Origin of the sequence: Demequina aurantiaca, assembly GCF_000975135.1 — a bacterium.
In the GTDB taxonomy this organism is placed as follows: Bacteria; Actinomycetota; Actinomycetes; order Actinomycetales; family Demequinaceae; genus Demequina; species Demequina aurantiaca.
This window is the reverse complement of sequence record NZ_BBRF01000001.1, coordinates 519,059-533,547: the sequence shown is the minus strand read 5'-3', so window position 1 is coordinate 533,547 and position 14,489 is coordinate 519,059. Positions and strand designations below refer to the sequence as shown.

The window sequence follows — 14,489 nt, the reverse complement described above, 5'->3', positions numbered from 1 at the left end:
TGCGGCTAGTTGAAGACGCGTCCCAGAAACTCCTCGGTCACTCGCAGACATCCCTCGTGGTCGTGCACGGGCAGGCCGTGTTCCTTGCCGGGCCATAGCTCGAGCGTGTTGTCTACGCCCAACTCGTCCAACGCCGCGTGATACTCCCGGCAGCCGTTGATGAGGAACGGCGCATCCGCGTCTCCGATGCAACTGAAGGTCGGGGGAGTGGCGGCTGACGCGTGAACGATGGGCGAGGCATCGGCTGCGCACTTTGCCGTGCTGTCCGCGTCCGTGCCGCCGAGGAGCGCCGCCATCTGAGGAGCCTGGGCGGCCGGCCGCAGATCCACCACGGGGTTGTAGAGCACGGCAGCCTGCACCTTGCTGGAGACGTCGCCCCAGCCTCCGGTGCCCTCGTTCTGGCCGGGGGTGTTCGCGACAAGTCCCGCCAATAGGCCGCCGGCGGACCCGCCAGCCACCGCGATACGGTCTGGGTCCAGCCCCAGTTCGTCAGCATGCGCGCGCATCCATCGCACTGCGCACTTCGCGTCCTCGACCGGCGCGGGGAGCGATGCCTCGCCACTGAGTCGGTAGCCAATGGTGGCGGTGACATACCCTCGAGCGGCCATCTCGCCCGCGAGTCGCACCAACAGAAAGGGGTGTCCGCCGTCAAAGCCTCCGCCGTGAATGAATACGATCGCAGGCCGCTTCCCGCCCGTGGGTCCTGCGTAGGCGTGGAGGAGCAGGTTGCGCCCGCCAGCTCCCGCGGTGCCGTACGTGGTGTCTGGCAGCCAGGTGTAGCCCTCGGGTGGCGCGGGCGGTGTGAAGAGCAGTTCCACCTCTTCCATGGAGAGGCCGTGTGGAAACTCGCCGTCGGGCCAGAGTTCGTCGCGCACGCGTTCCCAGAACTCGCCACTGTTGCCGTCTGCCGAAGGCGCCATGTTTCTACTCCGTTGTAGGTCCGAGGCTGGTGTGCCCGTGTTTCCGGAGTCTAACTTCTAATCCCGATCGAGCAGTAGGTTTTGGTCCGCAAATCCATCTTTACCAGGGATTATTTCTCGGATTAATTGCGGCCTACAGCGCTACGGTGCGGAACCCCGCGTTACCCATGGACGAGTCCGGAGTGTTCTGCGAGCGCGCGGCGTTGCGATACCGGTTGCAGTACGAGTCGTGGCAGAGATAGGAGCCGCCACGCAGGACACGTGACTCGCCACTGTCCGGTCCGGTCGGATTGATCGCGGGGGACGCGTTGTAGTACCCCTCGTCATACCAGTCCGAGCACCACTCCCAGACGTTGCCCACGGTCTGCCACAACCCCAAGTCGTTGGGCGCGTAGGTGCGCACGGGAGCGGTGGTGAGCCAGCCATCCTCCTGAGTATTCACGCGCGGAAACTGGCCTTGCCAGATGTTGCACTGCCAAGCGCCGTCGTTCGCCATGAGCTCGTCACCCCAGGGGTAGCGGGCGCCGACCAGGCTGCCGCGCGACGCTCGTTCCCACTCGGCCTCGGTGGGTAGGCGACGCCCCGCCCATGCGCAGTAGGCCATCGCGTCGTTCCAACTGACGTGCGTCACGGGATGATCGCCGATGCCGTCGAGGCTGGAGAGCGGGCCGTTGGGGTGTGCCCAGTCGGCGCCTGCGACTCCCAGCCACCACGGCACTGCCGGCGGCTGACCAATGATGTCCTTGCGTTCTGCCTGCACCGCAAGGTGGAAGACGGCGCTGTCACCAAAGACCTCCGCCTCGGTCCGATGCCCGGTAGCGGCGATGAACTTCGCAAAGTCGTCGTTGGTCACCGAGGTCTCGTCGATCGTGAACGCGTCGAGAGTGACCTCGTGGACAACGCACTCACCGTCGGCCTCGCGTCCGTCGCCATACGAGTCACCCATGACGAAGGTGCCGCCCGGAACGTCTTTTTGCCCGATGCTGTGGCTGGCTGTAGCGGAATGAGCGGCCGTTCCAGTGGTGACGATCGGCAGGCTCAGCCGAGGCTGGGTGCGGTCACTCGCTGGCGCGCAGCACGCGCCGTCGGGGTGGTGCTCAGACATGTCTCGTCACTTCCTTGCGAACCGAATTGACTGTCCTCAACTCTAACCGCCGGTGACTGCGTCGGATTATTGCTGGCGTCGAACTAGAGGCCGACGAGTAGCAACGCCGCGAACGCGCCGGCCCCGGCGATAAGCGTCCAGCCCATGGACCGTTTCCACAGCGCAACACCGGTAGCGACGACCGCCGCGATCTGCCACGCGCCAAACGCGCGCCAATCCCCGCCGTCCAACAGCAAGGAGTTTGCGATGATGGCCGCCAGTGCGGCGGGCGCAATGAGTCGCAAGGTTTTAGTGACGGATTCGGGCAGCTTACGGTCGCCACCGAGCAGCATGATGCCGGACAGCCGGATTGCATAGGTCCCGATCCCGGCGAGCAGGAAGGCGAGGAAGAGCATCACTTGATGAGCCTCCCCACGCCGATGCCGGCCAGCGCCGCGGCGATCACGTTCAGCCCAAGCGGTAAATCCTTGAAGACAACGGCAACGACGATTGCGGTCACGGCGGCGACGACCTCAGCCCTGTGTCGCAGCGAGGGAACCATCAGAGAGATGAACATCAGCGGCACGATGAACCCGATCTGCCACGCGCTAGGGATGACCGGCCCGAGCAGGATTCCGGCGGCGGTCCCCACGAACCAAGCGCAGCTGAACGTGAGCGAGGCGCCCAGCACAAACCACCGTCGCCGGACGGGGTCCGGATAACGGTCCTGGTACTGAAGGGTGATCGCGGCTGCCTGGTCGGTCATCAGATAGGCGAGCCCAAGCTTCCATCGGCGAGGGAATCCCGAGTACGCGGGGGAGACGGCAGCGGAATAGAGAGCCAGGCGAGAATTGATGACAAGCGCGGTGAGCACCACGACCACCAGCGGAGCGCCGATGCGCAGCCCCTCCATGATGGCGATCTGGCTCGCACCAGCATTCACCAAGAGCGATCCGGACATGCCGACCACGGAGTTGTAGCCGCTGACCTGTACCAGGGCGCCAACGGCGAGGCCGAACACAAATGATCCGGGATCGAGTGGGGCGATGGCGCGGGCACCCGCGGCGAAGTCGACCCACTGCGTGCGGCCGACTCCGAGTCGCGACGGCGCGGGATAGGGGCTGTCGCCCGGGATTGAGGTGCTCACGGCGTCAGTCTGCCACGCCCATGCCTAAGTTCATTTACCAGGGATTTTGCATCGTGAGCGCAACTGCAAACCGTTATTGCATCGTAACAACAAATGGTCATTTCTCCCTCGTGGCTTGAGTTAGAGTCTTGAACGCAACCGTGATGGAACCGTAATCAATTCGTGTTGACATGCGAATGTGAACGTGAACATAATGGCGTGCACTCAAACCCGCAAAGCGGTGGGTTGTGTTCTCAAGGAGGAGAAATGAAGGGTAAGAAGCTTATTGCTGTTGCAGCTGGAGCTGTCATGGCATTTACGCTCGCTGCTTGCAGCGGAAGCGGCGCAGGCGACGACTCGTCGGCAGACGCAACGACGTCGGCAGCGCCGGCTGAGTCCAACGGCGGCGACGCTGCCATGGAAAAGGGCACCATCGGTGTCGCAATGCCGACGCAGACGTCCGAGCGCTGGATCGCCGATGGCGATGCAGTCAAGGCCGGCCTCGAGGCTGAGGGCTACACCGTCGACCTGCAGTTCGCGGGCGACGACATCCCCACCCAGTCGCAGCAGATCGACTCGATGATCACCAACGGCTCGCAGCTCCTCATCGTTGCAGCTATTGACGGAACCGCACTGTCGGGTCAGCTCGAAGCTGCCGCAGCTGCAGGCATCCCGGTCATCGCTTACGACCGCCTGATCCGTGACAGCGCAAACGTCGACTACTACGTGACGTTCGACAACTACAAGGTCGGCGTTCAGCAGGCCACCTCGCTTCTCGTTGGCCTCGGCGTTCTGAATGCAGATGGCTCCGAAGGCGACGCCGAGGGCCCGTTCAACATCGAGCTCTTCGCTGGTTCGCTGGACGACAACAACGCTCACTTCTTCTACAGTGGCGCGATTGACACCCTGCAGCCGTACATTGACTCGGGCGTGCTGGTCGTGCCTTCCGGTCAGACGGACATCGAGCAGGTCGCTACGCTCCGCTGGGCACAGGAAACCGCTCAGAAGCGCATGGAGGACCTCCTCACGTCGAGCTACTCCAGCGAAAAGGTCCAGGGTGTTCTTTCGCCCTACGACGGCATCTCGCGCGGAATCCTGACGGCACTTTCCAACGCTGGCTACGGCCCGACCATTGCTGATGGCATGCCCGTCGTCACCGGTCAGGACGCTGAGATCGCATCGGTCAAGCTCATCAACGATGACGTTCAGTACGCGACCATCTTCAAGGACACCCGCAAGCTCGCTGCTCAGGCAGTCGCCGCTTCGCTCGAGTTCCTCGCAGGTGCGACCCCTGAGGCCAACGACACCACGACGTACGACAACGGTGTGAAGGTTGTTCCTTCCTACCTGCTTGACTCGGACATCGTGTACAAGGACAACATCACGTCGCTGCTCGTTGACTCGGGCTACTGGACCGCTGATGAGGTTGCTTCCGGCGTAGCCGAGTAACCCAGAAGGTGGTGCCGGCTCGCTCCCCCGCGGGCCGGCGCCACCCTCGTCCGACCTTTCACCAATGGAGGTGAGTCATGTCCACGAACATCCTCGAAATGCGCAAGATCACCAAGACTTTCCCGGGAGTCAAGGCCCTGGAAGACGTTGAGCTCGACGTCATCGATGGCGAAATTCACGCCATCTGCGGCGAGAACGGTGCTGGCAAGTCAACGCTCATGAAGGTGCTGTCTGGTGTTTACCCCCACGGCACATACACAGGCGACATAGTTTTTAAAGGCGAGACCGTTGAGTTTCACAGCATTAACGACAGTGAAGACAAGGGCATCGTCATCATTCACCAGGAACTCGCCCTGGTGCCTTACCTTTCGGTCGCAGAGAACATCTTCCTCGGCAACGAGCGGCGCGGCAGCAGTGGCCTGATCGACTGGAACCGCACCAACCACGAGGCGATGAAGCTCATGGCGGAGGTGGGGCTCGACGAGAACCCACTGACTCCCGTGAGCCAGCTCGGCGTGGGTAAGCAGCAGCTCATCGAGATCGCCAAGGCGCTTTCCAAGGAAGTGCAGTTGCTCATTCTCGATGAGCCGACGTCTGCGCTCAATGATGATGACTCCGAGCACCTCCTGGGACTGCTTCGCAAGCTCCAGGAGCGGGGCATCGGCTCGATCATGATCTCTCACAAGCTCAACGAGATTGAAGAGATCGCTGACCGCACCACCATCCTGCGTGACGGTCACACCATCGAGACCATTGACATGGCAGCGACCGAGGAGCCGCAGGAGCGCATCATCAAGGGCATGGTGGGCCGCGAGCTCGAGAACCGCTACCCCAAGCGCGACCACAAGGTGGGCGAGGAGGTGCTGCGTGTCGAGAATTGGACCGTGCACCACCCCACCCAGCCGGGCCGCATCGTCGTGGACCGGGCATCTTTCAATGTGAAGGCGGGCGAGGTTGTCGGAATCGCCGGCGTCATGGGCGCCGGTCGTACGGAGCTCGCCATGAGCGTGTTCGGCCGGAGTTACGGGCGAGACATCACTGGTGAGATCTACAAGCGTGGCGAACTCATCAAGGTGCGCGACGTTGCCGAGGCCATCAGTCACGGCCTCGCGTATGCCACCGAGGACCGCAAGAAGTACGGCCTCAACCTGATTCAGGACATTCGCACCAATATTTCTGCCGCAGGTCTCGACAAGTTGTCCTCCAACGGATGGATCAACGGCAACGAGGAGCTCAAGGTCGCGGAGGAGTACCGCGAATCCATGAACATCAAGACGCCCTCGGTCCTGCAGACCGTGGGCAACCTCTCTGGTGGAAACCAGCAAAAGGTGGTGCTCAGCAAGTGGATTTACTCCGACGCTGACGTGATGATCTTGGACGAGCCCACCCGCGGTATTGACGTGGGTGCCAAGTACGAGATTTACACGATCATCAACCGACTCGTTGCTGCCGGCAAGGCCGTCATCATCATCTCGTCGGAACTGCCCGAATTGCTCGGCACATGTGACCGGATCTACACGCTCGCTTTCGGACGCATGACGGGCGAGATGCCCGTGGCCGACGCGACGCAGGAAGTACTCATGGAACTTATGACGCAGGAAAGGGAGCAAGAAAAGATGACTGAGGACAAGGAGGTCCTGTCATGATGACCGGCACCGCGAACATTCGCGAACTCGTAACTCGCAACATCCGGACCAGCGGAATCTACATTGCGTTCGTCCTCATCGTCGCGTTCTTCGCGATCCTGACCAACGGCACGCTGCTCAGCGCGACCAACGTCACGAACATCGTCCTGCAGTACTCCTACATCCTGATCCTCGCGATCGGCATGGTGATCGTGATTATTGCGGGGCACATCGACCTTTCGGTCGGGTCCGTGGTGGCACTGACCGGTGCTGTGTCAGCAGTGCTTGTCATCAAGCAAGGCGTCCCGTGGTGGGGCGGCGTCATTGCCGCACTGATCGTCGGTCTGTTGGTGGGTGCGTGGCAGGGCTTCTGGGTGGCCTTCGTGGGTATCCCCGCGTTCATCACCACCCTGGCCGGCATGTTGCTCTTCCGTGGACTCACGCTGCTGGTGCTCGGCAACATCTCGCTGTCACCGTTCCCCCCGGTCTACACCAAGATTGCTGCCGGCTTCCAGAACGGTCTGCTGGGCGGTCAGGGCTTCGACGTCTTCACCGTGGTGATCTTCGCGATCGCCGTCGCCGGTTACGCGTTCTCCGCTATTCGTGGCCGCCGCAACCGCATTGCGTACAACCAGACCGTGGAGGCAGCCCCGCTGTTCGTCCTCCGCCTGGTGGCAGTGGCCGCCGTGGTCATGTGGTTCGGCTACCAGCTGTCGACGGCACGTGGCCTTCCGAACGTGCTGATCCTGCTCGCGTTCCTCGTGATCGCGTACACCCTCGTCACGACCCGTTCGGTCTTTGGCCGTCACGTCTACGCGATCGGTGGCAACCTGTCCGCAGCAATGCTGTCCGGTGTCAAGGTGCGCTGGGTCAACTTCGGCATCATGCTCAATATGGGCTTCCTGGCCGGTATCGCCGGTGTGGTCTACTCCTCCAGGTCTAACGGCGCACAGCCCGCGGCCGGAAACATGTTCGAGCTCGACGCCATCGCTGCCTGTTTCATCGGTGGTGCTGCGGTGACCGGTGGTGTGGGTCGCGTGACCGGCGCCATCGTCGGTGGTCTGATCATGGCCGTGATGTCCAACGGCATGCAGCTGATGGGTATTGACCAGTCGGTTCAGTCCGTCGTCAAGGGCCTTGTGCTGCTGCTCGCAGTGGCATTCGATGTCTACAACAAGCGCCGCGCAGGCGCCCGCTAAACCACGTACCTCTCTGTACTGAGCTGATGGCCCGTTCCCGCAAGGGGGCGGGCCATCAGCTTTTTGTCTGCTGTGACAGAGAATGAGCGAGGGACTGATAGGAGGATCACGAAAGTGTGCCGTATTACTAGGGCAGATATGATTGGCGATAATCTCGAAATTCGTGAGATGTGAACTGTAACTCTAGATTCCGGGGGCGCTTTGATGAGCGGGCCAAAGCGGTCGCGATCCGCGACGATTTACGACGTAGCCACTCGCGCTGGAGTTTCTCATCAGACCGTATCGCGGTACCTCAAGGGGTTTGAAGGTATACGCCCTGCGACTCGGGCTCGCGTGGAACAGGCCCTCGAGGAGCTCAACTACCGACCAAACGTGGTCGCACGCTCGTTAGCCACACAGACTTCACATCGCATCGCGGTGGTGACGTCTGACCTACTCTCAGAGGGACCAAGTCGAACTGTCGGTGGGCTCATCGCGGGAGCTCAGGAGCGGGGATACTCCGTTGAGATCGCGGTCGTCGATCCCACCGTGTCAACAACCATTGATTCTGCGATGGAGTTGGGGCGGAGGCAAGATGTGGCAGCCATGGTCGTACTCGCGGTTTCCGATGGTGTCGCCGAAGCGTTGAGCGCGCTGACACAAGTGAACCCCGTGGTGATGGAGAGTGGCCCCGCGGATCACATAGCGGAGGGCGGTGCCTCGTTTAACGCTCAGGGCATTGCCTTGTGCCTCGAACACCTATGGGACCTCGGCCACCGTGAATTCGTGCACCTGGCAGGTCCGCAGGACTGGGTTGCTGCGAAGAACCGTTCGCAGGCATTTCATGACTTTATCGCAGCGAAGGGCCTTCCCTCTCGCCCGTCCCTCGTCGGCGACTGGACGGCTGCCTCGGGATATGCGGCACTGTCTGGAAACCCGATCCCCTCGGGGGTGACGGCACTGGTGTGCGGCAACGACCAGATGGCGCTGGGGGCGATGGCGTCGCTGCGAGCGGCTGGGGTCGGTGTCCCGTCCGATATCAGCGTGACTGGCTTCGATGATGTCGAGGAGTCGCCGTACTACTCGCCGGCACTCACCACTGCCAGGATCGATTTTGACCAGCAGGGGCGGTATCTGTTTATGCGTACGCTCGCGCAGATCGAAGGCGGCGAGCACCCAGACGAGAGCGTCTTTCTCTCGCCCCGACTGGTCGTTCGAGAGTCCACTGGTCGCGTTCCGCATTGGTTCGCCTAAGTACTTGACATTTCGGTATGTTACCGGCAACATAGTCAATGTTGCCGGTAACATTATCTGCACCAGGCGTGAATCGCGCTTGCTCCTCAGTCGGCCCAGTGCCGTGTTCGACCAAGGAATGGAATCCTGACTATGTCCCCTCGTACCCATCAGCCAATCAGAGCTATCGCAGTAGTGACCGTCGTCGGGGCTCTGACTCTCGCGGCTTGCAGCTCAGATCCAGACACGGAGAATTCCTCGGCGGAACCCGTCACTTCTCCTGCAGTAGATGACGCAGCCATTGCGGAGGCGATGTCCACTCCAACAACCATTGACTTTTGGACCTGGGTCCCGGATATCCAGAATGAGGTCGATCTCTTTGAAGCCGAGTATCCAGAAATCTCCGTCAACGTTCAGAACGTTGGACAGGGCGGCGAGCACTACACGAAGGTGCGCACGGCTCTCGAAGCTGGAGACGGTGGACCCGATGTGATGCAGATGGAATACCAGTATGTGTCGTCTTTCGTCCTCACCGACAGCCTGTTGAACCTGAAGGAATACGGCGCGGACAGCGTTCAGGACCAGTTCGTCCCTTGGGTCTGGAGCCAGGTGAGCGATGATGCGCACGTCTGGGCAATTCCGCAGGACAGCGGACCGGTAGGCACGCTCTATCGCGAGGACATTTTCGCCGAGGCGGGCCTGGAAGGGTCGCCAGAAACGTGGGCGGAATTCGCGTCCGCCGCGCAAAAGGTCAAGGACGAGACAGGGAGTTACATTACTAACTTTGCCTCAAACGAGCCGGGGGCTTTCTTGAGCCTCTTGTGGCAGGCGGGTGCCTCTCCCTTCAGCTTCGATGGTTCGGAGACGCTGGGAATTTCCCTCAACAATGACCGTTCCAAAGAGGTCGTCGCCTACTGGCAAGATCTGGTGCAGAACGACCTCGTAGGAGTCGACCCTGACTTCACCGACACCTGGTACCAGGGCCTCGCCAACGGCACCTACGCGAGCTGGCAGACGGCAGCTTGGGGACCGCTGTTCCTTCAGGGCACTGCGTCAGACACGAGTGGCCTGTGGCGCGCAGCACCTCTGCCGCAGTGGGATGCTAGCGCTCCAAGCGCAGGCAACTGGGGCGGGTCGTCCACCGCAGTTCTGGCAAACACCGACGCCCCCATCGCCGCATCTGAGTTCGCGAAGTGGCTGAACACCAACGCAGAGTCCACCGAGATGTTCGCCAACGAGCAGTTCTTGTTCCCGACGCGCACTGAGATTCTCGAGTCGCCGGAATTCACCTCCGATGAACTGGAGTTTTATGGAGGACAGCGAGTCAATGAAGTGTTTGCCGAGATCTCGGCAACCGTCGACAGCGACTTTCAGTGGCTCCCCATCGCAGACTATGTCTTTGGGTCCTTTAACGAGACCATCGGCGCCGCAATCGCGGAGCGCGGTGACCTCCTCGCCGGCCTCGACGAGTGGCAAGCAGATGTTGTGGAGTACGCGACGGCGCAGGGCTTCACCGTAGTCGAATAGCAACTCCAACCCAGGGGCGGCTACCAGCACTGGTAGCCGCCCCCACAACTCGATTGGAGTTGCTGTGACCATCAGTGCCCAAAAAGTGGCTCACAAGCGCCGGCGGACATCGCTCGCGCGGGGCCGCTCGCGCACCGCCTACGTACTCCTCACCCCCTTCATCCTTGTCTTTCTTGCGATGCTCGTGGTGCCCCTGGTCTATTCCGGGTACTTGAGCATGTTCAAGAGAACCTTGGTGGGAGGTGAGACTTTTGTAGGGCTGCAGAACATCATCAGCGTATTCACCGACCAACGCTTCCTTGAGGGTGTCGGTCGCATGACAATATTCTTTGTTGTCCAAGTCCCGATCATGCTGGGACTCGCGTTGTTCATCGCGTTAGCCCTCGACAGCGGTCGAGTAAGAGCCGCGAGGGCATCGCGCCTGGCCGTCTTCATTCCCTACGCCGTACCCGGAGTGGTCGCGACGCTCATGTGGGGTTACCTCTACGGTCCGGACTTCAGCCCCATCGCACAGGCATTCAAAGCAGTCGGACTGACGCCGCCGGACCTACTGTCGAGCAATCTCATCTTGGCGTCGATGATGAACATCGTGACATGGGAGTTTGTGGGCTACAACATGATCATTATGTTCGCTGCGTTGCGAACGATTCCGCTGGAATCACTTGAAGCAGCTCAGATCGATGGTGCAGGACAGATCCGAACCGCGCTGAGTATCAAGATCCCGGCGATCCGCCAGGCCATCATGTTGACGCTCATCTTCTCGGTGATCGGCACCTTCCAGCTCTTCAACGAGCCGAGCCTTCTGTCCAAGATTGCGCCCAATGTCATCGGGACGTCGTACACGCCAAATCTCTACGCCTACAGCCTGGCGTTCGTAAACCAAGATCCCAACTACGCCGCTGCTGTGGCGTTTGTTCTCGGCGCGCTCATCATGACCGTTTCCTACGTGGTGCAACTGCGCGGTCGCAGAAAGGTATCGGCATGAGCTTCTTCAGCACAGAACCCGCTAGACGGTCCACATCGCGCTCTGACGCGAGGCGACGCAAGCAAACGTCGAAACTCACCACCGTCCTCGTCTGGGCGTGCGCAGCCTATTTCCTGCTGCCGCTCTTGTGGTTAGGAATCTCGTCCACCAAAACGAACAGCGACCTCTTCTCAACCTTCGGATTCTCGTTTGGCAATGAGTTCGCGCTCTTCGACAACATTGCGTCGGTCTTTACGTTTCAGGACGGGGTGTTCCTGCGCTGGGTAGGCAACACCGTGCTCTATGCGGGGACAAGCGCGTTGATTGCGACAGCGCTTGCCACGGCGGCAGGGTACGCGTTTGCCAAGTATGACTTCGGTGGCAAGGCAGCCATCTTTGCCGTTGTCCTTGGATCGATCATGATTCCGCTGACAGCGCTCGCGCTCCCTACGTACCTGATGTTTTCTGGAATGGGACTCACGAATACCCCATGGGCGGTGATTTTGCCCTCCGTCGTGAGCCCCTTCGGTGTCTTCCTGATGCGGGTCTATGCGACCGATTCGGTTCCGGATCAAGTCATCGAAGCGGCCCGAATCGATGGGTCGAGTGAATTGAGCATCTTCTTCAGATTCGGCGTCCCGCTCATGGCACCCGGAATGGTGACCGTCTTTTTGTTCGCGCTCGTCGCAACCTGGAACAACTACTTTCTGCCGCTCATCATGTTGTCCGACTCGGCGCTCTATCCGCTCACGGTGGGGCTCGCTCAGTGGCAATCGATGAGCGCGGCTGGCGGCGGCTCGCAAGCGCTGTTCTCCACCGTGATCACCGGTTCCTTCATCTCCATCGTTCCCCTCATCGTCGTCTTCCTCTATCTGCAGAAGTTCTGGCAGAGCGGGTTGGCCGCTGGTTCAGTCAAGGAGTAATCACACGTGAAAATCAGTTATGGCGGGGACTACAACCCCGAACAGTGGGACCAGGAAAAGTGGGAAGAGGACATCGAACTGATGGTGTCGACCAACGTGAACTTGGTGACGCTGGGAGTGTTCTCGTGGGCGCGACTCGAACCGTCAGAGGGAGTCTTTGAATTCGGGTGGCTCGACGACATTCTTGGCCGGCTCGACGCAGCAGGAATCAAAGTTGATCTTGCAACAGCAACGGCTTCTCCTCCTCCGTGGCTCAGCCGGCGCTATCCGGAGACGCTCCCTGTCAACGACCAGGGAGTGACACTCACGACAGGTAGTCGTCAGCACTACTGCCCGAGTTCGCCCATTTACAGGCGCCACGCGCGCGAGCTCACCAGAATGATGGTCGATCGCTATGGCGGCCACCCCGCCGTGTCCATGTGGCACGTCAATAATGAGTTCGGTTGCCACACCTCCCGATGCTTTTGCGAGCAGTCCGCGCGGTCCTTTCGCACGTGGCTCGAGGCAAAATACACCACAGTTGCTGCGCTCAATGAGTCGTGGGGTACGTCATTCTGGTCGCAAAGCTACGCGTCATTTGATGAGATTTCCGTCCCGGGCGCCACGCCCACCTGGAAGAATCCTTCCCAGTTGCTTGACTTTGAGCGCTTCAGCTCAGACGAGTTGCTTGCCTGTTACTTGAACGAGGCCAACGTGATCCGCGAGTCGTATCCCGACGCTCAGGTCACGACCAACTTCATGGGCCTGTTCAAGGGCGCTGACTACTGGTCGTGGGCGCCGCACTTGTCGATCATTAGTGACGACAACTATCCAGACCCGCATGACGTTGGCGGAGCTGCCGCGGCGGCCATGAGTCGCGATCTCATGCGCTCTCTCAAGTCGGGACAATCCTGGATGCTGATGGAACAGGCGGCGAGCGCAATTAGTTGGTTGCCGGTCAATGCTCGGAAGCCCCCGCAGCAGATGCGTGCGCTGTCCTACCAGGCGATCGCGAGGGGCTCCGACAGCGTGATGTACTTCCAGTGGCGGCAATCGGAGCGAGGCGCAGAACGGTTCCTGACGGGGATGCTTCCGCATACGGGCACGCGATCAACGTCATGGCGCGCAGTTCAAACATTGGGCAACGAATTGGGTGCCCTCGATGCGATGGTGACAGCGCCCGTTCCCGCGAGGGTGGCGATGGTCTTCGATTGGGAGAGTTGGTGGTCGCTGGAGGAGGACGCTAACCCAGCCAATCTCGACTATCTGCGTGAGGTCACGCAGTGGCATCGAGCCCTGTTCGATATGGGTATCACAGTGGACTTCATCCAGGCGGGTGCGGTGCCCGAGGGGTATGACGTGGTGATTGTGCCTACGTTGTTTGTCGCATCGGATGGTGAACTCAAGGCGCTTGACGACTACGTGCGGGGCGGAGGGCAACTGCTCGTAACGTACTTATCGGGCACGACGGACAGAACCGCAAGGGTTCGCCAGGACGGTTACCTGGGTCCATTGTCGCAAACCCTCGGTTTGGCCATCGATGAGTTTGCGCCCATGGCAGTGGACGCATCGGCCAGGTACGGCACCGCCGCGAAACTCTCAGGGGACCTGGTCGGCTCCGGATTTTCCAGTGTCTGGGCGGAAACACTTTTGATTGATGGCGCTGACGTCGTGGCGACCTTTGACGACGGTGAGCTGCCGGGCAGTCCCGCCATTACGAGGAACAACGTCGAGGATGGCGTTGCCTGGTACGTAGCGACATCGCTCGATTCAACGTTGCGTCGCAGACTGCTCAAGGCGCTAGGGCTCATACCAGTGATAGTGCGCGCAGAAGACTCAGACGCCACTGTTGAGTATGTGGGCCGCGGCGATGTGGAGTTCGTGATTAATCACGATCAGGTAGCGAGAACTGTCACCCTCGACCTGCCCCACTCGCCATCTGTCGAGCACGTCGAAGTGGACCCATTTGGAGTGGTGTGCCGCTCGCGGGGTACCGCTGCATTCGGCTCGGTAGGCTCCATTAGCACCTGATCTTTAGTTTCCGACGTGCGGCTCGCCTGGTCCTCCTTGCCGGGTGAGCCGCACTTGGCATCCGCGAAACTGGTGGGGGCGCAAGCCCCATGGCCTAGTTGTTCGCTTCTTCCTTTTTGGCCGCGTACGCCGCCGCCAGGTCCGCATCGTCCCAGTCCACCTGTAGGCCGTCCTTGGCGCCAAACTTCTCCAGGTGCCCTGCGACGATTCCCATGGCGCGGTAGAAATTCAACTGTTCGACACCGCTGATGGCGATCTCGAGTGTGGTGTCGGTGGGAGTGAGTTGGGCGGTGACATCCTGGTACCGCACGGTGCCACCGGACTTGTCGAATTCGACGTCCAGCTTCTCGCCTAGGTGGCTGCATAGTTGCTTGAGGTAGCGGGGAGCGCGCTCGGTGGCTGCGCGTCCGGTAATGGCGATGGTCATGCTGCTCCTTGTGGACGTGGGGC

Annotated in this window: 13 protein-coding genes; 8 read left to right on the top strand and 5 right to left on the bottom strand. The window is 60.8% G+C overall.

Features of this window, described 5'->3' with window-relative positions; translation table 11 throughout:
• Positions 1-5: 5 nt before the first annotated feature.
• The 4 genes from AOP73_RS02330 to AOP73_RS02315 all read right to left on the bottom strand — a co-directional run bounded on the left by AOP73_RS02330 (position 6) and on the right by AOP73_RS02315 (position 3,151).
• Positions 6-920, bottom strand: coding sequence for an alpha/beta hydrolase (locus AOP73_RS02330; protein ID WP_061963024.1), 915 nt, complete (start codon positions 918-920; stop codon positions 6-8).
• Positions 921-1,053: 133 nt separating this feature from the next.
• Positions 1,054-2,025 carry a formylglycine-generating enzyme family protein gene (locus tag AOP73_RS02325; protein WP_061963023.1) on the bottom strand — a complete coding sequence of 324 codons (972 nt, stop codon included), beginning with the start codon at positions 2,023-2,025 and terminating at the stop codon, positions 1,054-1,056.
• Between the two features lie 83 nt (positions 2,026-2,108).
• Positions 2,109-2,420 carry an AzlD domain-containing protein gene (locus tag AOP73_RS02320; RefSeq protein ID WP_061963022.1) on the bottom strand — a complete coding sequence of 104 codons (312 nt, stop codon included), beginning with the start codon at positions 2,418-2,420 and terminating at the stop codon, positions 2,109-2,111.
• Positions 2,420-3,151, bottom strand: coding sequence for an AzlC family ABC transporter permease (locus tag AOP73_RS02315; protein ID WP_061963021.1), 732 nt, complete (start codon positions 3,149-3,151; stop codon positions 2,420-2,422). Before AOP73_RS02315 ends, AOP73_RS02320 begins: the two co-directional genes overlap by 1 nt.
• Before the next feature lie 246 nt (positions 3,152-3,397).
• On the opposite strand from AOP73_RS02315, the gene chvE reads away from it, so the two are divergent.
• The 8 genes from chvE (at position 3,398) to AOP73_RS02275 (ending at position 14,039) form a co-directional block, all read left to right on the top strand.
• Positions 3,398-4,579 carry a multiple monosaccharide ABC transporter substrate-binding protein gene (gene chvE, locus AOP73_RS02310; RefSeq protein WP_061963020.1) on the top strand — a complete coding sequence of 394 codons (1,182 nt, stop codon included), beginning with the start codon at positions 3,398-3,400 and terminating at the stop codon, positions 4,577-4,579.
• Positions 4,580-4,656: 77 nt separating this feature from the next.
• On the top strand, positions 4,657-6,225 hold the full coding sequence (gene mmsA / locus AOP73_RS02305; protein ID WP_061963019.1) for a multiple monosaccharide ABC transporter ATP-binding protein: 1,569 nt from the start codon (positions 4,657-4,659) through the stop codon (positions 6,223-6,225).
• Positions 6,225-7,403 (top strand): multiple monosaccharide ABC transporter permease, encoded by a 1,179-nt coding sequence (gene mmsB / locus AOP73_RS02300; RefSeq protein ID WP_061964764.1) that lies wholly within the window; start codon positions 6,225-6,227, stop codon positions 7,401-7,403. Before mmsA ends, mmsB begins: the two co-directional genes overlap by 1 nt.
• Positions 7,404-7,607: 204 nt before the next feature.
• Positions 7,608-8,636: a LacI family DNA-binding transcriptional regulator gene (locus AOP73_RS02295; protein WP_084626499.1), complete on the top strand. Its 1,029-nt coding sequence runs from the start codon at positions 7,608-7,610 to the stop codon at positions 8,634-8,636.
• A 291-nt stretch (positions 8,637-8,927) separates the two neighbouring features.
• Positions 8,928-10,142, top strand: coding sequence for an ABC transporter substrate-binding protein (locus AOP73_RS02290; protein WP_160295418.1), 1,215 nt, complete (start codon positions 8,928-8,930; stop codon positions 10,140-10,142).
• Between the two features lie 85 nt (positions 10,143-10,227).
• Positions 10,228-11,127, top strand: a complete 900-nt coding sequence (locus AOP73_RS02285; RefSeq protein ID WP_061964762.1) for a carbohydrate ABC transporter permease — start codon at positions 10,228-10,230, stop codon at positions 11,125-11,127.
• The gene (locus tag AOP73_RS02280) at positions 11,124-12,029 is read left to right on the top strand and encodes a carbohydrate ABC transporter permease (protein WP_061963016.1); all 906 of its coding nucleotides are present in this window, start codon (positions 11,124-11,126) and stop codon (positions 12,027-12,029) included. Before AOP73_RS02285 ends, AOP73_RS02280 begins: the two co-directional genes overlap by 4 nt.
• 6 nt (positions 12,030-12,035) lie before the next feature.
• Positions 12,036-14,039 (top strand): beta-galactosidase, encoded by a 2,004-nt coding sequence (locus AOP73_RS02275; protein WP_152650508.1) that lies wholly within the window; start codon positions 12,036-12,038, stop codon positions 14,037-14,039.
• Positions 14,040-14,133: 94 nt separating this feature from the next.
• On the opposite strand, the gene AOP73_RS02270 is transcribed toward AOP73_RS02275, so the two are convergent.
• Positions 14,134-14,466 carry a DUF2218 domain-containing protein gene (locus AOP73_RS02270; RefSeq protein WP_061963015.1) on the bottom strand — a complete coding sequence of 111 codons (333 nt, stop codon included), beginning with the start codon at positions 14,464-14,466 and terminating at the stop codon, positions 14,134-14,136.
• Positions 14,467-14,489: the final 23 nt, after the last annotated feature.